The 19323-nt window shown below is 55.1% G+C and carries 16 protein-coding genes; 11 read left to right on the plus strand and 5 right to left on the minus strand.

What is annotated here, in order from left to right; translation table 11 throughout:
* Positions 1-66: 66 nt before the first annotated feature.
* Positions 67-957 carry a LysR family transcriptional regulator gene (locus AWR26_RS13405; protein ID WP_064566523.1) on the plus strand — a complete coding sequence of 297 codons (891 nt, stop codon included), beginning with the start codon at positions 67-69 and terminating at the stop codon, positions 955-957.
* A gap of 13 nt (positions 958-970) precedes the next feature.
* Here AWR26_RS13405 and AWR26_RS13410 read toward each other — a convergent pair whose 3' ends face one another.
* Entirely contained in the window at positions 971-1507 is a 537-nt protein-coding gene (locus AWR26_RS13410; RefSeq protein WP_064566525.1) for a hypothetical protein, read from the minus strand.
* A gap of 273 nt (positions 1508-1780) precedes the next feature.
* Between AWR26_RS13410 and AWR26_RS13415 the strand changes: the two genes are divergently transcribed.
* Positions 1781-2509: a metallophosphoesterase gene (locus AWR26_RS13415; RefSeq protein WP_064566527.1), complete on the plus strand. Its 729-nt coding sequence runs from the start codon at positions 1781-1783 to the stop codon at positions 2507-2509.
* Between the two features lie 434 nt (positions 2510-2943).
* Positions 2944-3984, plus strand: a complete 1041-nt coding sequence (locus tag AWR26_RS13420) for a 3-oxoacyl-ACP synthase III family protein (protein WP_074922486.1) — start codon at positions 2944-2946, stop codon at positions 3982-3984.
* Between the two features lie 58 nt (positions 3985-4042).
* Here the strand turns inward: AWR26_RS13420 and AWR26_RS13425 are convergent, their stop codons facing one another.
* Together AWR26_RS13425 and AWR26_RS13430 are read right to left on the minus strand one after the other, a co-directional pair.
* Positions 4043-4540, minus strand: coding sequence for a cupin domain-containing protein (locus AWR26_RS13425; protein WP_064566531.1), 498 nt, complete (start codon positions 4538-4540; stop codon positions 4043-4045).
* A 27-nt stretch (positions 4541-4567) separates the two neighbouring features.
* Positions 4568-5479, minus strand: a complete 912-nt coding sequence (locus AWR26_RS13430; RefSeq protein WP_064566533.1) for a LysR family transcriptional regulator — start codon at positions 5477-5479, stop codon at positions 4568-4570.
* Between the two features lie 497 nt (positions 5480-5976).
* Between AWR26_RS13430 and AWR26_RS13435 the strand changes: the two genes are divergently transcribed.
* The gene (locus AWR26_RS13435) at positions 5977-7296 is read left to right on the plus strand and encodes an MFS transporter (RefSeq protein WP_064566535.1); all 1320 of its coding nucleotides are present in this window, start codon (positions 5977-5979) and stop codon (positions 7294-7296) included.
* 14 nt (positions 7297-7310) lie between these two features.
* Positions 7311-8783, plus strand: coding sequence for an amidase (locus AWR26_RS13440; protein WP_064566537.1), 1473 nt, complete (start codon positions 7311-7313; stop codon positions 8781-8783).
* Between the two features lie 150 nt (positions 8784-8933).
* Here AWR26_RS13440 and AWR26_RS13445 read toward each other — a convergent pair whose 3' ends face one another.
* Positions 8934-9776 carry an HAD family hydrolase gene (locus AWR26_RS13445; protein ID WP_064566539.1) on the minus strand — a complete coding sequence of 281 codons (843 nt, stop codon included), beginning with the start codon at positions 9774-9776 and terminating at the stop codon, positions 8934-8936.
* Positions 9777-9972: 196 nt separating this feature from the next.
* Here AWR26_RS13445 and AWR26_RS13450 point away from each other — a divergent pair, with 196 nt between their 5' ends.
* Positions 9973-10380 carry a hypothetical protein gene (locus tag AWR26_RS13450; protein ID WP_064566541.1) on the plus strand — a complete coding sequence of 136 codons (408 nt, stop codon included), beginning with the start codon at positions 9973-9975 and terminating at the stop codon, positions 10378-10380.
* Between the two features lie 80 nt (positions 10381-10460).
* On the opposite strand, the gene nifJ is transcribed toward AWR26_RS13450, so the two are convergent.
* Positions 10461-13973 (minus strand): pyruvate:ferredoxin (flavodoxin) oxidoreductase, encoded by a 3513-nt coding sequence (gene nifJ, locus AWR26_RS13455; RefSeq protein ID WP_064566543.1) that lies wholly within the window; start codon positions 13971-13973, stop codon positions 10461-10463.
* Positions 13974-14359: 386 nt separating this feature from the next.
* On the opposite strand from nifJ, the gene nifH reads away from it, so the two are divergent.
* From nifH to AWR26_RS13480, 5 genes are read left to right on the plus strand one after another with little or no spacing between them, the layout of a single operon-like run.
* Positions 14360-15241 carry a nitrogenase iron protein gene (gene nifH / locus AWR26_RS13460; protein ID WP_064566545.1) on the plus strand — a complete coding sequence of 294 codons (882 nt, stop codon included), beginning with the start codon at positions 14360-14362 and terminating at the stop codon, positions 15239-15241.
* Between the two features lie 27 nt (positions 15242-15268).
* Positions 15269-16717, plus strand: a complete 1449-nt coding sequence (nifD, locus tag AWR26_RS13465) for a nitrogenase molybdenum-iron protein alpha chain (protein ID WP_043953578.1) — start codon at positions 15269-15271, stop codon at positions 16715-16717.
* Positions 16718-16772: 55 nt separating this feature from the next.
* Positions 16773-18335: a nitrogenase molybdenum-iron protein subunit beta gene (nifK, locus tag AWR26_RS13470; RefSeq protein WP_064566547.1), complete on the plus strand. Its 1563-nt coding sequence runs from the start codon at positions 16773-16775 to the stop codon at positions 18333-18335.
* 40 nt (positions 18336-18375) lie between these two features.
* Positions 18376-18594: a putative nitrogen fixation protein NifT gene (gene nifT / locus AWR26_RS13475; RefSeq protein WP_064566549.1), complete on the plus strand. Its 219-nt coding sequence runs from the start codon at positions 18376-18378 to the stop codon at positions 18592-18594.
* A gap of 11 nt (positions 18595-18605) precedes the next feature.
* Positions 18606-19268: a NifB/NifX family molybdenum-iron cluster-binding protein gene (locus AWR26_RS13480; RefSeq protein WP_064566551.1), complete on the plus strand. Its 663-nt coding sequence runs from the start codon at positions 18606-18608 to the stop codon at positions 19266-19268.
* Positions 19269-19323: the final 55 nt, after the last annotated feature.

Genomic DNA, 19323 nt, shown 5'->3' on the forward strand with positions numbered 1-19323 from the left:
CTACACCGCCGCCGGTGCTAGAATAAGACTCACCAATCGACATGAAGTGGTGCAAAAAATTCAACAATGAAAAATGTCAGCCTTAGCGATTTGAAAGCGTTTCTCCTTGTGGCCCGTTTGCAGAGTTTTCAGCAGGCCGCGGGTGAGCTGGGTGTTTCCCGCTCGGCGCTCAGCCACGCCATGCGCGCGCTGGAAACCCGGCTGGGCGTCCGCTTGTTGCACCGGACGACCCGCAGCGTGTCACTGACTCAGCAAGGCGCGGCTTTTCTGCAACGGCTCGATCCGCTGCTGAATGCGCTGGACGATGTGCTCGACAGCACCCGTTTTCAGCCGCAGGAGCTGCACGGTACGCTGCGCATCAACGCCAATGAAGGCGGCGCCCGCTGGCTGTTACAGCATGTGGTGGTGGACTTTTTACGCGCCCATCCACAGGTGGAGCTGGATCTGGTTACCGATGGCCGTCTGGTGGATATCGTGGCTGCCGGTTTTGACGCCGGAGTCCGGCTGGCGGAAGCGGTGCCGCGCGACATGATTGCCGTACCGTTTGGCGGTGACATCCGCTTTATCACTATCGCTGCGCCCGCTTACCTTGAACAGGCAGGAACGCCGCAAACGCCGGAGGATTTATTGCAGCACCGCTGCATCGCGCAGCGTCTGCCGGGCGGCAAACGCTATCGCTGGGAGTTTATGCGCGACGGTAAGCCGTTAACGCTGAATGTGCCCGGCACGCTGTGTCTGGATAACAGTGCGCTGATGGTGGAAGCGGTCGTGCTGGGGCTGGGCATCGCCTATGTGCCGGAACCGTATGCCCGCCAGGCGCTCAACGACGGGCTGGCGGTGCAGGTTCTTGAAACGTGGTGCCCGCCGATTGCGGGGTTGTGCCTTTACTACGCCAGCCACCGGCACGTTCCGGCGACGCTCAGGGCGTTTATTGCCGCAATCCGTGCCGTGGCGTAATCGTTTTTTTGTATTAACCGAAAGAGTGACCGCCAATATTGAGTATTTTCACAATCCGCTCTTTTTCCTGAATCATAAAAAAAACACGGTCTTCGTCACTTAAGCGGATGCTGAAGAGCTGGATACTTCTTTTCTGTTTGACCTGTTTATAACAAAATTTACTGCCCATCAATTTAGCTGCATCTCGTGGATGGTTTCCGGCACGAATAAGCCGCCGCCACATATAGTAGTTTTTCATGTACAGCGGCTCAACGTGGATATGTTTGTTGAGCCGGTATTTGCTCCTTGGCTCCGTTTCATCAACTATCCATATTTTACTCTCACCGATCGTGCCTGATTTACTGACATGCTTTCGGTAATGTTTAACCGAGCCGGATATTGAGGAGTGCCGTGAAGATGACGGCGCGGTATATACTGAATGTGAAAAACTGCTCACCGATTCAGCATTGTTTTCATCGGCAGTAAAATACTCGTCTTCACTGGCGGTAAAATACTCCGAATCTGTAATAATGCTCTCCAGATCGTCATCATTTAATTCAATCAAATACATGTAAACCTCGTTACATTCCATTGTTAAAGGCGTTGCCACAGAGACCTGCAACCTTAAGTATATTCTGAACAAATATTAGCAATGGGGAGCAAAACCGGGCAAGACGTTAATAATATTAAGACACCGGAAGCTGCGTTATCTCTCTTATTAAAATAAAAAAGATCGCCAATCATCGCTTCGGTACATCTGATACGCCTGTATTCGCAAATTTCGTGCGTTTGCCCGCGCCCGCCTGCCATACTTCAGGCGGCACAGAACCACACCGGAGGAGAGATGCTGATTGCTCAGCTCACTGATATTCACGCCGCGCCTGATAACGACAATCTCGCACGGCTGCATAACGCCATTGACTGGCTGCTGGCCCTGCAACCTGATTTGCTGGTGGTCAGCGGGGATTTAACCGACGATGGCTGGCACGAAGGCTATCTGGCGATTGCCGCAGAGCTACAACGGTTGCACTGCCGCACACACATTATCCCCGGCAATGCCGACGATAAAGCGGTGATGTGCGCCAGCCTGCCCGCCTTTGCCCGTCATCGCGCCACTGACGCCATGCACTTTTGCCAGCAGCTTGACGGTGTGGCGGTCATTGGCCTGGATGTGACCGTCGCGGGCGAAAGCCGGGGCGATATCCGCCCGCATCTGCCGTGGCTGAAAAGCGCACTCGCCGCCAGCCCGCAACCGGCACTGCTGTTTTTGCATCAGCACCTGTTCCCCAGCGGCATCGCGCCGCTCGATAGCGCGATGTGTGATGGCGCAGAGGAACTGCGCCAGTTGCTTAACACCCTGCCATTTCCGCCGCTGGCGCTGTGCAGCGGGCACGTTCACCGGCCGATGAGCGCGACCTTTGCCGGAATTCCGGCTTATATTTGCGGCTCCATCTGCCCGGCGAACCCACTGATGCTGGATGCGCAGCACCTGCCACCAGTGAGCGATCCGCCAGCGCTGATGATCCATCAGATCCGCGAGCGCCGGCTGGTAAGCCATTTTGTTAGCGTTTAGCGCCTGGCCGCCGTCTCAGCAAACAGACGGCGCTGCGGTTCAGGCCAGCCCTGGCTGCCATCCCTGCAAATCACCTGCCGGTGAGGAAAAGAAGGTTTCCGGGCTGAGATCGTTCTATGTTCGACAACTTATGCTTTCCCGTTACCGCACATCTCTATCAATTTCCGTAGCCCTGATATTGATGCACCTGCAAATATCATCGTTACGAAAATACTGATAATGAGATAGCGCCATTCTTTGTCAATACATACGCCTTTGCCATTTTTGGCACTCGCCATACCAATAATCTTTTTAGGATTTTTTCAGGAAATAAAACATTGCATTACCACTGAAATATTATAAAAAGAAAAACGCCACTTTACGGTTATTTTAATTACTGGCGGGATAAGGGAATAAATATCCCGTTCATCTTTATCTTATGGAGGAATTATTTAATGAGCATCCATCCAAAATATACCTGCTCACCCGGTCACGCGCGTCTTATTAGTACCGGGGTTTATCTCCCGGAAGGCCGGGTAAGTTCCCGGGAGCTGATGGAACAACTCGATTCACCGCAGCGCTTCGGCCTGAATCGCAACTGGCTGGCGCGGCTGACCGGCGTGCGGGAGCGCTGCGTCGCCGCTGATCATCTGCAACCCTCCGATTTGGCCGTGCGTGCCGTGCGTGATGCGCTGGCGCGTGCCGAAATCAAATTAGACGATATTGACGCGTTGATTTTTGCCGGTGTATTCCGCGATTTTCACGAACCGGCAACTGCGCATATTGTGGCACATAAGCTCGGCGCAAATATTCCCACCGCGTTTGATGTCAGTAATGCCTGCCACAGTTTTGAAGACGCGCTGCATATTATGGATGGGCTCATTGCGGCGGGCCAGGTTAAATATGGCTTAATTGTCACCGGCGAAACCAGCTATCGCATGCGCCATGAAGCGATAAACAGGTTGCAACAAACCACCGACCGCGAACTTTTTATGGAGCTTTGTGCAGGGTTAAATGTCGGTGATTGCGGCGCGGCAATGATCGTCGGGGCGAAAAAAGATCCGCATGTCGGCTTTATGGGATTTATGAAAGAATCCCGCTCGCACTATTATCACTACAGCACCAGCGGCCCGGCCTGTTCCGATCATTTATTAAAGGTGTGGATGACGCCGCTGGTGGACGAAGCCATCAGCATGGGCGAAGCGATGTTTCCGGCGTTTATGGATAATCTCGGCTGGAGCCGCAACGAAATTAAAGCCTGCGTTTCACACCAGGCCTCAACCTCGCAAATCCAGAGAATGGCCGGTTATATGGATGTGGACCCGGCCCTGTTTGTGGAAACCATCAGCACCATGGGCAACCTGATCAGCGGCAATGCGACCGTTGGGCTGCACATACTGGCAGAGCGCCAGCAGCTTAAACCGGGTGACAAAGTGGTTCTCGTCGGTGGCGGCAGCGGAATTGTTGGCAGCCATATGGGGCTAATCTGGGAATAAGCGAATACACAGAAGTGCCGTTACATCGTGCGCCGGGGTAAAGCCTCCGGCGTTCGCTTTACTTTTCCCCTTCCCAGTAATCCACGCCCTCGCCGCGAAAATCAACCCGGCGAAAATCTTCTTTCCCGTTAATGCGCGCTCTGGCGAGGAATTTATCAGCGTCGGGGTATTCGCAAATTTCCGGGCTTTCCATGGTGCTGATCGAGATATAGCGTAACGGTTGATCGGAGGTGTTGATAATCTGATGCGGCCATGCCTTTCCCGGTGGAACACAGATCACATCACCCTCTTCAATCGCCCGCTCCTCCTCGCCAATACGCAGTGTTCCACGCCCGTTCAGCACGATAAACATCTCTTCCTGCGCATGATGCAGATGAAACGGGCAGCAGCGTTTACCCGGCGGCAACGTATCGATTGACGCGCCAAGCTTGCTGGCGGCGGTGCCTTTGGTCAGCGAACCGCCCAGGGATTCATACAGCGGCGGGCGAACAAAATGTTCCATCTCAATGGTATTAAAGTTGCGGATAACAAAGGGTACAGCGGTATTCGCACTCATAAGCAGTTCCTGAAATAAGGTGACACCTCAGTATTGGAACGACCCATTCTGCCTGTCAATTTGTTCAGCCAGCATTTGATGGAAGATACGCGTCGCCATCGACAGCGTGCGCTGGCGCGGCAGGCAGAGATCCACTTTCACTGTGCCCATCAGCGGATCCGCCAGCGGCACGGCGACAAAATCCTCGTGCCCGGTGGTGTCGTTAACGTTCAGTTGCGGCAGGATCAACAGCGCCAGCCCTTGCCGCGCCAGCGCTTTCTGCACTTCCAGCGAACTGGCGATATAACACAAATCAAAATGCAGATTCTCCCGCCGGGCGGCGGATTCGAGCAGTTGCCGCACCGCATAGCTGGCAGGCGGAATAGCCAGCGGATGACGGGCAAGATCGGTGAGCGTCAGCAGGCTTTTCTTCGCCAGCGGATGGTGCGCTGCCATCAACACTTTGTGCTGCAACGCACAGTAGTGCGTCACCTGCAGCTCCGCGCTGACCGGCATATAAAACGCCAGCGCCACATCAGCATGACCGCTGATTAATTGTTCGGCGACATGCGGCGCACTGCCAATATCAATGTCAAACGAAACCGCAGGATAACGCTGGCGGAAGGTGCAGATAACCGGCGCGATAAACGCAGCGATCAGGCTCTCTGCCGCGCAGATACGCACCGTGCCGGACACCACACTTTGCGTGCTGGAGATGCGCTCTTTTACCGCATCCAGTTCGCGTAAGGTGGCATCCACGGCCTGGGCGAGAAATTCCCCTTCCCGCGTCAGTTTGATACCGCGCGGCGTGCGCTCGATCAGCGGTGCGCCATAGTGGTGTTCCAGAATATCGATTTGCCGCGTGACGGCCCCCGGCGCGACAAACAATTTATCAGCGGCATCACGCAACGAACTGGATTTCGCTACCTGGCTAAAATAGCGCAGCGCGCGTAATTGCATATTTCCCCCACCTTGTATTGCCGTTATTACACCCTTTGTCACCTTATTACGTTGGTGTTCGGATTGACAAATCAGCGGGGCAATCCTCTATTTTTTCTTTCCGCTGCACTGTAAACAGGCACGACGAACAATAATCGTGCAAAAACAAGATTGGTTTTTATCTTGCAGGGAGAAAAAACAGTTTAATAATCATCAGGATGATATATCTTTTGCGAAAAATATTTGCGCACTGCTAACGAAATGAAAGCACGGTTTAAGTGCAGAGCCAGGAAACTTATTTTCTGTCAGTCAATACAGATCGCCGGATGAAAATAAAAATATCAGACAATTCAAAAAATTAGACAAAGTAATACTATTTTCTTATTTATATTCCCCGCCCTCCAGTGAGCACATTTTTTACGCACTGCTCCTGCACAATTGTGATAGTGAACATTATCTGTGCTTGTTATATCTCAGCCATGTTGTTAATTCGTCTCAACCCCTGAGGAAGACTGTTTATGGCAAACGAAATAAACCCCGCAGCCACGCCGCCAAAAGCGACGCGTAAAGAAGTGATCGCCGTTGTCCTGGGTGCCGCCGTCGAGTTTTTTGATTTCAGCGCTTACGCCACCTTTGCAGTGATGATCGGCCATGTTTTCTTTCCCTCGGATAATCCATTTACCAGTTTGTTATTGTCCGTTTCGGTATTTGGCATCGGCTTTATTGTCCGACCGCTGGGCGCCATTTTTATTGGCAGCTACGCCGACCGCGTTGGGCGCAAACCGGCAATGTTATTAACCATGGTATTTATGACCATCGGCACCGGTGGCCTGGTCTTCCTGCCGGGATATGAAACCATTGGCATGGCTGCGCCGGTTTTACTGGTACTGGTGCGTATGTTGCAGGGGCTGGCCTGGGGCGGCGAAGCTGGCCCGGCAACCACGTTTATTATGGAAGCCGCGCCCGCGGGCAAACGTGCCTTCTACACCAGTTGGCAGATTGTCGCCCAGGGTCTGGCAGGCATCAGCGCGGGCGTGATTGGCTATATGCTCACGGTATTGCTGTCACCGCACGATCTCGCCGCCTGGGGCTGGCGCGTGCCGTTCGCTTTCGGACTGTTGATCCTGCCTATCGCCATCTATCTGCGCCGCAATCTGCGCGAGACTTATCAGTCTGACAACAGCGAGGCCAGCCACTCCACCGGCAGCCTGCTCGGTGAAGTGGTGAAGAACTATCGCGGGCTGGTGCTGACCGGAATTTTTATCCTCTCCGGTAGCACCATCACGCAATATTTTCTCAACTATATGACCACTTACGCGCTCAACGAACTGGCGTTTACGCCGGGCAGCGCCATGGCGTCCACGATTCTGATTGGCGTCTGCGTGGTGGTCTTTTCGCTGGTCGGCGGCTGGATGGCGGATCGCGTTGGCAGAAAGATGACCATCATCGCCCCACGTCTGATCCTGCTGCTGTTGTTACTGCCGGGGCTTGAGATCATCAACACCTGGCGCAGCGAAATGGTGTTCTACAGCGTGATCACCGTCTTTGCTGCCCTGCAATGCATCAGCGGTTCCGGCGTGCTCGTCGTGCTGTGCGAAAACTTCCCGAAATATGTGCGATCCACCGGCTTTTCTATCGCCTTTGCCTTTGGCATTACGCTGTTTGGCGGCACTGCGCAGATTGTCTTTTCATGGCTGATCAAAGTGACCGGCAACCCGGTTTCTCCCGGTTACTACCTGATTGCCGCCAATATTCTCTGTCTGGCCGCCACCGTGTTGCTGAAAGAGCGTAAAGCTCCGCAGCCTGTGCTGGCACGCCGTCGCACCACCGTTCAGTAATCAAGGAGGAAGCCATGAAAACCGTCATGAACTGGCAAGAATGGGCAGCGCACGATGCCACTGCGCTGGCAGAACGGGTGCAGCAAGGTGAGATCAGCGCCGCCGAACTGGCCCAGCAGGCGCAGGCCGCCGTCAGCCTGATCAACCCGCAAATCGGTTCCGTGGTGGAACTGTTTGCTGATGCGATCGCCGCGCCGCAGACCGATGGCACGCGGCTCGACGGCCCGTTTCGCGGCGTGCCGTTTCTGATGAAAGATCTCGGCCCCGGCGTGAAAAACCGTTTGCAGGAGCAAGGCTCGAAATTTATGCAAGGCAACCGCCCGGCGGAAGATGCGTTTCTCACCACGCAAATCCGCGCCGCCGGGCTGAACATTATTGGCCGCACCACTACGCCGGAGTTTGGCGTTTGCGGCTCGGTGGAAAACCCAGAAGTTTATGTGACCCGCAACCCCTGGAACCCGGCCTATACCACTTTCGGCTCGTCGGCCGGTTCTTGCGCCTCAGTCGCGGCGGGAATCGTACCGCTGGCGCATGCTACGGACGGCGGCGGCTCGATTCGCATCCCGGCGGGTTCCCACGGGTTGATTGGGCTAAAAAGTTCGCGCGGCGTGTTATCCATCGCCCCGGCGCTTTCCGATATTACCGGCTTTGTTTCCACGCAGGGCTGCGTCAGCCGCAGCGTTCGCGACACGGCGCGGTTTATCGACAGTTGCCGGGGCGGCGCACCGGGCGAGTTTATGCCCTACTGGGAAAGCAAACAGCCCTACAGCGAGATGATTAAGCACGATCCTGCACCGCTGCGTATTGCCGTCTCCCACGAGTGGGGCAACTACCGTTCCGATGCACATTTTGTCAGCGAGCTGGAGCGCACCGTGCGTTTGCTGGAAGAGCTGGGCCACCATGTTGAATGGGTAACGCCGCAGGTTGATTTCGCGCTGGCGTTTGAGGCGCAAACGACCTGCTATATCAGCAACTTTGCGCAGTTTATTCAGCGTCTGCTGGAGAAAAAAGGGCTGAGTTCGCCGCCGGAGGATCTGGTGGAGCCGATCAACATTCGTCTCTGGCAGAAAGGCATTGATATGTCCTACAGCGAACGCTGGAAAATGCAGGACGCCTTTAACACCGTATCGCGCGATTTGGGGCGTTTTTTCCAGCAGTGGGATATGATCCTGACGCCGACATTCTCCAAACCGACGCCACTGCTGGGCGAGAAAAAATACCTGACGCTGAGCGATAACCCGGATGTGATGGACTGGTTCTATAACCTGTGGGATATCTTTTCTTACACCCCGCTCGCCAGCCTGACCGGAACCGCCGGGATCTCGATCCCGCTCTCCTGGCAGCAGTCCGGCATTCCGCTGGGCATGCATTTTCAAACCCGCCAGGCCAACGACGGCCAGTTGTTACAGCTCGCCGCCCAGCTTGAACGCGCGCTCGGCGGCAGCTTTATCCGCAACACGGTGCCGCAGGTACACGTGAGCCGGTGAATATTGGCGGTTAGCTCATCGCTATGCCCGGTAGCGTGACGCTTACCGGGCCGACAAATATTGCCGTCAACCCCAGGCCTGATAAGCGTCACGCCATCCGGCCTGGATCGGGATCAGAACCTCCTGACGGCGCAGCACATATTAAATTGATTATTTACTCAACGACTCTTTGCTAGCGTATTTACGCTTAAACAATTGCAGCAGCCCTTTCACCGTGACATCTAACTGGCTGCCCTCTTCATAAATGGCAGGCACGACATAATTAGCGCGTTCCTCTGCTATCAATTTTTCAACTTTTCCCTGCGTTTTGGTTGTCTTCCATTTATCCGGGTCAAAAACAGCAAGTGAGACACCGCCCTGATAGCGCACCATTTTCATTGACGGAATATCCGTATCACCATCGCCAAAATAAATCATTCGCTGAAACGGTATCTCTCGCAGTTCAGGCTCGATAAATCTGTTTACCGCTTCATTATTCCAGGAATTATCAATCCCTTTGTTTATGCGAAAAAGAAACTGTGTTTTTGTCGTGTAATTAATCGCCTGAGCGGGCCAGATGGCTACAGTGCCATTGGCGGAATAGTGATATTTACAGGCGAAAATCATGCGAAATTTGTCACCAATTGCCGTTCCGCGAATCATCGCATCCAGCCCGCTGGAGATAATGTAATGGTAGAGCTCCAGCCCATTGTCATCCGCATATTTGTTAATCCGGTCAAACCAACCCGCGACACCGGGATATAGCGGAATGGATTTACCATGTCTTTTGAGATTATTGACGCTCAGCTCTTGTGGATTTGTCTGTGATGCTTTTTCAACTAACAACCCAAGATAAGAAAGAATTTCATCGCCATCATTTTCTGCTGCGCGTTGTTTTACCTCCTGCCAGAACGCGCCAACATCATTGATCCCTAAAGCAGGCATAAGACCGTGTTGCGCACAATCTCCGTCAGCCAAAGTGCCATCAAAGTCATAAACCAATGCACACTTCATAATATATTCCTTATAACCCAATGAAAGTACAGTTTATCTATTTTTGCCTCATCCTGATGGTCTTTAAACTCCGGCGGGAAAAGAGATTTAAGGCAATTCAGGACACAAAAGAATATCTGATAACCTTAGAACAAAGCATAATTGTGGACTACAGAATAGCAGCGGATGATTAGTTTTAATATATGGAGTCACAGGGATGGTTATCAGGACGATCATTACCATTATTATCGCCGCTTTTGCCTGGCCTTACGTGAAAATGGAATTCGCAAGCAGTGCTTATTACACGCAGAACGACGAAAAAGCGTATGCGTTCTACACGCCAGATTTGCTGAAGCGAATGCCGCGCATCTCCGACAGCTACACGTTTCAGTATATGAATATCAGTGGCCCTCAGGCTTTTGTGTATGGCATACGGTTTGAAGATACGACCGATATGCAGAAAATTCGTGAGTATCTGGCCGCTGCGGGTTACAAACCGCAAACGCGATGTGAAACAAAAGCGGAATGCTGGCGAAGCGGGCAGTCGAAAGATGTGGTCACGCTCTACAACACCACCTCCCCCAATAACGTCGTGGTGCAGATATACCGGAACACAAAAAAATAACGCCATGCGCGAATACACATGGCGTCTCTCCGTTGTCCGAATACCCGGTAAACGCAACATTACCGGGTAAAATTTACCGTTTACTCCCCCGCCATTCGCTGATACTGCGCGAAACGCTGCTTCGCGTCCTGCTCAGTTTGCTCGAAGAGTTGATCGGCCAGTTCCGGCGCGGTGCGACCCAGCGAGGCGTAACGCACTTCGCCCATCAGGAAGTCGCGGAAACTCTCTTCGGGTTCGTCGGAGTCGAGAATAAACGGATTCTTGCCCTTCGCCATCAGTTGCGGGTTATAACGCCACAGATGCCAGTAACCGGAATCCACCGCGCGTTTTGCTTCGCGCATACTGCATCCCATCCCGGCTTTCAGACCGTGGTTGATACAGGCCGCATAAGCGATAACCAGCGACGGGCCAGGCCATGCCTCTGCTTCGGCAATGGCCCGCAGCGTCTGGGCTTTATCCGCGCCCATCGCCACCTGCGCGACATACACATTGCCGTAGCTCACCGCCATCATGCCGAGATCCTTTTTGCGCGTCCGTTTGCCTTCGGCGGCAAACTTGGCAATCGCCGCAACCGGCGTCGATTTCGACGACTGACCGCCAGTGTTGGAGTACACCTCGGTATCAAACACCAGGATATTCACATCCTCGCCGGAGGCCAGCACATGATCGAGGCCGCCAAAACCGATGTCATACGCCCAACCGTCGCCGCCAAAAATCCACTGCGAACGTTTAGCGAAATAGTCGCGGTTCTGGTACATGCGGTTCAGCAGCGGATCGTCGCCCTTCTCCTGCGCCAGTAGCGCACTCAGTTGCTCACCGCGCTCGCGTGTGCCTTCACCGCGATCTTTGTTCTCCAGCCATTGGCGCAACGCCTGCTGTAACGCCTCGCTGTGCGGCGCAGCCAGTGCATCCATCGCATCACTGGCGAGTTGTTCACGCACCGCACGCCCGCCGAGCATCATCCCGAGGCCAAACTCGGCGTTATCTTCAAACAACGAGTTAGCCCACGCCGGGCCTTGCCCTTTATGGTTGGTGGTCCACGGAATTGACGGCGCGCTGGCCCCCCAAATCGACGAACATCCCGTGGCGTTGGCGATCATCATGCGATCGCCAAACAACTGCGTCACCAGCCGCGCATACGGGGTTTCGCCGCAGCCCGCGCAGGCACCGGAAAACTCCAGCAGCGGGGTTTCAAACTGGCTGCCTTTGACTGTGGTTTTGTTGAACGGATTGCTTTTCGGCGACAGCGCCAGCGCATAATCCCACACCGGTTGCATCGCTAACTGGCTCTCCAGCGGCTGCATGGTCAGGGCTTTGCCCTTCGCCGGGCAGATATCGACACAGTTGCCGCAGCCGGAACAATCGAGCGGCGAAATGGCCAGATGATAGTCGTAATCCTTCGCCCCCTGCGCCGCTTTACTCAGCAACGCTATCGGGGCCGCATCGCGCTCTTCCTGATTCAGCAGCGCCGGGCGAACGGCGGCATGCGGGCAGATAAAGGCGCACTGATTACACTGGGTACAGCCTTCGGGGTTCCACACCGGCACCTGCAACGCAATGCCGCGTTTCTCCCACGCTGCGGTTCCTGTCGGGAATGTCCCGTCCTCCATACCGACAAAGGCGCTGACCGGCAGTTTGTCGCCGTTCTGCCGGTTCATCGGTTCGAGAATGTCGCGGATAAAATCCGGCATCATCCGCGTCTCTTCCACCGTGTCATCTTCCAGCGTCGCCCAGCGTTCCGGCACCATCACTTCCTGGATGGCTTCCATCCCCAGATCAATGGCGGCATTGTTCATATCCACCACTTTTTGCCCTTTACTGCCGTAGGATTTCTCGACCGCCTGCTTCAGGTAATCAGACGCCGCTTGCGGATCAATAATCCCCGCCAGTTTGAAGAATGCCGCCTGCATTAGCATGTTAAAGCGCCCGCCCAGCCCCAGCTTGCGGGCGATATCCACCGCGTTGAGGGTATAGAAACGGATCCCTTCGCGGGCGATATAACGCTTCATACTGTTTGGCAGCCGCGCTTCCAGCTCTTCACCAAACCAGGTGCAGTTCAGCAGGAATGTGCCGCCGGGGTTCAGCCCCTCCAGCAGATCGTACTTATCGACGTAGGATTGCTGCGAGCAGGCGATAAAATCCGCGCGGTGGATCAGGTACGGCGAGGTAATCGGCCGTTCGCCAAAACGCAGATGCGAAACGGTAATGCCGCCAGATTTTTTCGAATCGTAGGCAAAGTAGGCCTGCGCGTACATCGGCGTTTTATCACCGATGATCTTGATGGCGCTCTTGTTGGCGCTGACCGTACCGTCGGAACCCAGCCCCCAGAATTTACAGGCGGTGATCCCCTCGCGGGAAACGTGGACCTCATGAGAGGGCACCGGCAGCGACGTGTGGGTGACATCGTCGAAAATCCCCACCGTGAAACCATCTTTCGGCAGCGGTTTTTTCAGGTTCTCAAACACCGAGACAATATGCCCCGGCAGCACATCTTTACCGCCCAGCGCATAGCGCCCGCCAACAATCAGCGGCGCGTCATGCTGGTGATAAAACGCGTTTTTCACATCCAGGCACAGCGGTTCTGCCTGCGCGCCCGGCTCTTTGGTGCGATCGAGCACCGCAATACGTTTGACGCTTTTCGGAATTTTGGCGAAGAAGTGCGACAGCGAAAACGGCCGGAACAGATGTACCGTCACCAGGCCCACTTTTTCACCGCTGTCGATCAGTGCGTCCACCACTTCGGAAATGGTGTCGCATACCGACCCCATTGCCACGATGATCTGTTCCGCATCGTCTGCGCCGTAGTAATCAAACAGGTGGTATTCGCGGCCGGTCAGGCGATAGATCTCCGCCATATAGTTTTCGACGATCTCCGGCAGCGCATCGTAGTAGCGGTTGGCAGCTTCCCGCTCCTGAAAATAGATATCGGGGTTTTGCGCGGTACCGCGAATCACCGGATGATCCGGGTTCAGGGCGTTACGGCGAAAGCGGTTCAGCGCGTCGGTATCCAGCAACGGTGCCAGATCGTCATACTCCAGCACTTCAATTTTCTGGATCTCGTGAGAAGTACGAAAACCATCAAAGAAGTTAATAAAAGGCACGCGGCCTTTAATGGCAGAAAGGTGCGCCACCGCCGAGAGATCCATCACCTGCTGAACGTTGCTCTCGGCCAGCATCGCGCAGCCGCTCTGGCGAACCGCCATCACATCCTGATGATCGCCGAAAATGTTCAGCGAGTTGGTTGCCAGCGCGCGGGCGCTGACGTGAAACACGCCGGGCAGCAGCTCACCGGCGATTTTGTACAGATTGGGGATCATTAACAGCAGCCCCTGCGAAGCGGTATAGGTGGTGGTCAGCGCCCCGGCCTGCAACGCGCCGTGTACGGCACCGGCCGCGCCCGCTTCGGACTGCATCTCCATTAAACGCACCGGCTGGCCAAACAGGTTTTTCTTGCCGTCTGCCGCCCACTGATCGACGTTTTCCGCCATCGGCGTTGAGGGGGTAATGGGGTAAATCGCGGCGACATCAGTAAAGGCATACGAAATCCATGCCGCTGCCGCGTTGCCATCCATTGTTTTCATCTTTCCGGACATTGCTCATTCCTCGACTGTAAGAGGTCATCTCCCTGTCGCCGTTGCACAGCCTGTGCCAGCTCATTTATCCCTTTATAAACAATGCATTAAAGGTAACCGCAACAAAACGGTTGCATGAAACAAGACAGTGGACGCGACATCCTGTTGAACTGCCGACAAAGTGTCGCACGCCGTGGGTTGTACCCCGACGTACAGAAACGGTGTGCGGAATTGTTCTGTTTCGCACAATTGGTAAGGCGATTGTTTACTCTTTGTCCCTCCCTTTGCGACAGCGAAAACAGCAATGCTTTTAAAATCAATTGATTAAATAAAATGGCACGGCTGGTATGTTCCCTGCACCACAGAGTGAGGCAATTGCCACTCACACAACCAACAGGAGAAACACCATGACCATGCGTCAATGCGCCATTTACGGCAAAGGTGGTATCGGTAAATCCACCACCACGCAAAACCTGGTCGCCGCGCTGGCGGAGATGGGCAAGAAAGTAATGATCGTCGGCTGCGACCCGAAAGCGGACTCCACGCGTCTGATCCTGCATGCGAAAGCGCAGAACACCATTATGGAGATGGCGGCTGAAGTCGGCTCCGTGGAAGACCTGGAACTGGAAGATGTGCTGCAAATCGGTTACGGCGACGTACGTTGTGCAGAATCCGGTGGCCCGGAACCCGGCGTTGGCTGTGCCGGTCGCGGGGTCATTACCGCCATCAACTTCCTGGAAGAAGAAGGCGCCTATGTTCCCGACCTCGATTTCGTCTTTTATGACGTGCTGGGCGACGTGGTGTGCGGGGGTTTCGCCATGCCAATTCGCGAAAACAAAGCGCAGGAGATCTACATCGTCTGCTCCGGCGAAATGATGGCGATGTACGCTGCCAACAACATCTCTAAAGGCATCGTGAAATACGCCAAATCCGGCAAAGTACGCCTTGGCGGGCTGATCTGTAACTCCCGTCAGACCGACCGCGAAGATGAGCTGATCATGGCGCTGGCGGAAAAACTCGGCACCCAGATGATCCACTTCGTTCCGCGCGACAACATTGTACAGCGCGCTGAAATCCGCCGTATGACGGTGATTGAGTACGATCCGAAGTGCAACCAGGCCAACGAATACCGCTCGCTGGCGAACAAGATCGTCAACAACACCAAAATGGTGGTGCCAACGCCGATCACCATGGATGAACTGGAAGCGCTGTTGATGGAATTCGGCATTATGGATGTGGAAGACGCCAGCATTATCGGTAAAACCGCCGCAGAAGAAAACGCGGTTTGATGCACGCCCGCCAACAGGAAGACGACTATGAGCAATGCAACAGGCGAACGTAATCTGGAGATCATCCAGGAAGTGCTGGAGATCTTTCCGGAAAAAACGCGCAAAGAACGCAGAAAGCACATGATGGTGAGCGACCCGGAGATGGAAAGCGTCGGGAAATGCATCATCTCCAACCGTAAGTCGCAGCCCGGCGTGATGACCGTGCGCGGTTGCTCTTACGCCGGTTCTAAAGGGGTGGTATTCGGGCCGATCAAAGATATGGCCCATATCTCCCACGGCCCGATCGGCTGCGGTCAGTACTCCCGCGCCGGACGGCGTAACTACTACACCGGCGTCAGCGGTGTTGATAGCTTCGGTACGCTCAACTTCACCTCTGATTTTCAGGAGCGCGATATCGTGTTCGGCGGCGATAAAAAGCTGACCAAACTGATTGAAGAGATGGAGACGCTGTTCCCGCTGACTAAAGGGATCTCCATTCAGTCCGAATGCCCGGTCGGCCTGATTGGTGACGACATTGAAGCCGTTGCCAACGCCAGCCGCAAAGCCATCAATAAACCGGTCATTCCGGTGCGCTGCGAAGGCTTTCGCGGCGTTTCCCAGTCGCTCGGCCACCACATTGCCAACGACGTGATCCGCGACTGGGTACTGGATAACCGCGAAGGCAAGCCATTTGAAGCCGGTCCTTATGACGTGGCGATCATCGGCGATTACAACATCGGCGGCGATGCCTGGGCGTCGCGCATTTTGCTCGAAGAGATGGGCCTGCGCGTGGTGGCGCAGTGGTCCGGCGACGGCACGCTGGTTGAGATGGAGAACACGCCGTTCGTCAAACTCAACCTTGTGCACTGCTACCGCTCGATGAACTACATCTCCCGCCATATGGAGGAGAAACACGGTATTCCGTGGATGGAGTACAACTTCTTCGGCCCGACCAAAGTCGCCGAGTCGTTGCGCAAAATCGCCGATATGTTTGATGACACCATTCGCGCCAACGCTGAAGCGGTGATCGCCAAATATCAGGCGCAGAACGACGCCATCATCGCCAAATACCGTCCGCGTCTGGAAGGCCGCAAAGTGCTGCTGTATATGGGCGGTTTACGTCCTCGCCATGTGATTGGCGCTTATGAAGATCTGGGGATGGAAATTATCGCTGCGGGTTATGAATTCGCCCACAACGATGACTACGACCGCACCCTGCCGGATCTGAAAGAAGGCACCTTGCTGTTCGACGATGCCAGCAGTTATGAACTGGAAGCCTTTGTCAAAGCGCTGAAGCCGGATCTGATCGGCTCCGGTATTAAAGAGAAGTACATCTTCCAGAAAATGGGCGTGCCGTTTCGCCAGATGCACTCCTGGGATTACTCCGGCCCCTATCACGGTTATGACGGCTTTGCCATCTTCGCCCGCGATATGGATATGACGCTCAATAACCCCGCGTGGGGCCAGTTGACTGCGCCGTGGCTGAAATCCGCCTGATTTTAATCCTGCTATCCCGTCTGTTCACCGATTTGTGGCGCGGGAGGAGAACACCATGAGCCAAAGTGCTGAGAAAATTCAAAACTGTCATCCGCTGTTTGAACAGGATGCGTACCAGATGCTGTTTAAAGATAAACGGCAACTGGAAGAGGCCCACGATCCGGCGCGCGTGCAGGAGGTCTTTCAATGGACCACCACCGCAGAGTATGAAGCGCTTAACTTTCAACGCGAAGCGCTGACCATCGATCCGGCCAAAGCCTGCCAGCCGCTGGGCGCGGTACTGTGCTCGCTGGGCTTTGCCAATACCCTGCCGTATGTTCACGGCTCCCAGGGGTGCGTGGCCTATTTCCGCACCTATTTTAACCGTCACTTTAAAGAGCCGATTGCCTGTGTTTCCGACTCGATGACGGAAGATGCGGCAGTATTCGGCGGCAACAACAACCTGAACACCGGGTTGCAGAACGCCAGCGCTCTCTACAAGCCGGAAATCATTGCCGTCTCCACCACCTGTATGGCGGAGGTCATCGGCGACGATCTGCAGGCGTTTATTGCTAACGCCAAAAAAGACGGTTTTGTCGATGCGGCGATCCCGGTGCCTTACGCGCACACGCCAAGCTTTATCGGCAGCCATATCACCGGCTGGGACAATATGTTCGAGGGCTTCGCCCGTACCTTTACCGCCGATTACAGCGGGCAACCGGGCAAGTTACCGCGTATCAACCTGGTCAGCGGATTTGAAACCTATCTCGGCAATTTCCGCGTGCTGAAACGCATGATGGAGCAAATGGAGGTGCCGTGCAGCCTGCTTTCCGATCCCTCCGAAGTGCTGGATACCCCGGCTGACGGGCATTATCACATGTATGCCGGCGGTACGACCCAGCAGGAGATGCGCGAAGCGCCTGATGCTATCGACACCCTGCTGCTGCAACCCTGGCAACTGGTGAAAACCAAAAAAGTGGTGCAGGAAAGCTGGAACCAGCCCGCTACCGAGGTGCAAATCCCGATGGGACTGGCCGGAACCGACGAACTGCTGATGGCGGTAAGCCAGTTAACCGGCAAAGCCATTCCGGATAGCTTAGCGCTGGAGCGCGGTCGGCTGGTGGACATGATGCTCGACTCCCACACCTGGCTGCACGGCAAGAAATTTGGCCTGTTCGGCGACCCGGATTTTGTCATGGGGCTGACCCGCTTCCTGCTGGAACTGGGCTGCGAACCGACGGTGATTCTGTGCCATAACGGCAGCAAGCGCTGGCAGAAAGCGATGAAGAAAATGCTTGAAGCCTCGCCGTACGGGAAAGAGAGCGAAGTCTTTATCAACTGCGATCTGTGGCATTTCCGCTCGCTGATGTTTACCCGTCAGCCGGACTTTATGATCGGCAACTCCTACGCCAAGTTTATCCAGCGCGATACGCTGGCGAAGGGTGAACAGTTTGAAGTGCCGCTGATCCGCCTTGGGTTCCCGCTGTTCGATCGCCACCATCTGCACCGCCAGACCACCTGGGGTTACGAAGGGGCCATGAGTATCCTCACCACGCTGGTTAATGCGGTGCTGGAGAAAGTCGACAGAGAGACCATCAAGCTCGGCAAAACCGACTACAGCTTCGATCTTATCCGTTAACCATCACAGCCCCGCCTTGCGCGGGGCTCAGGGAGGCACTATGCCGGTCGTTACTATTCGCCAGCGCGGCGCGGATCTCTACTGCTATATCGCCAAACAGGATCTGGAAGCGAAAATCCTGGACGTTGAGCACGACTCCCCGGAACGCTGGGGCGGCGCGATTTCTCTTGAGGGCGGTCGCCGCTATTACGTCAATCTGCAACCCGGACGGCCCTCATTTCCCATTAGCCTGCGCGCCACCCGCGACGCCCTGGTATAAGGAGATGAGCCATGTCCGACAACGATACCCTTTTCTGGCGGATGCTGGCGCTGTTCCAGGCGCTGCCGGAACTGCAACCCGCGCAAATCATGGCGTGGCTGACCGGCGACTGCGATGAGGCGCTGACGCCGGAGCTGCTGGCCTCGCTGGATCAACGCCGTCTGGAGCAGCGCTTTCCTCATGAGGACGCATTAATGTCCGCCGGGCGCTGGGCGCGGGTGAAAGCGTGCCTGAAAGGCGATCTACCCGCCCATTTGCGCGTGATCGACCACGCGGCGCGTCGCCCGCAGTTGATTGTCGCCTTCTGCTCGCAGGATGGGCTGGCAATTAACGGCCATTTCGGCCAGGGGCGGCTGTTTTTTATTTATGCCTTTGATGACCAGGGCGGCTGGCTGTATGACTTACGCCGTTACGCCGCCAGTCCGCAGGACAAAGAGCCCAACGAGAGCCGCGCGCAACTGCTCGGCGATTGCCATCTGCTGTTCTGCGAAGCGATTGGCGGCCCCGCCGCTGCCCGCCTGATCCGCCACAATATCCATCCGATGAAAGTCGCCCCCGGCCAGACCATTAGCTCGCAGTGCGACGCCATCAAAACGCTCCTCAACGGGCAACTGCCGCCGTGGCTGGCAAAACGCCTTGAGCGCGCCAACCCGCTGGAAGAACGGGTGTTCTGAATTCATCCCCTTCGGGGGATTTTTTTGCGTGAACATTGCGCCAATTGTCTGCTTT

The organism is Kosakonia oryzae (assembly GCF_001658025.2).
GTDB lineage: Bacteria > Pseudomonadota > Gammaproteobacteria > Enterobacterales > Enterobacteriaceae > Kosakonia > Kosakonia oryzae.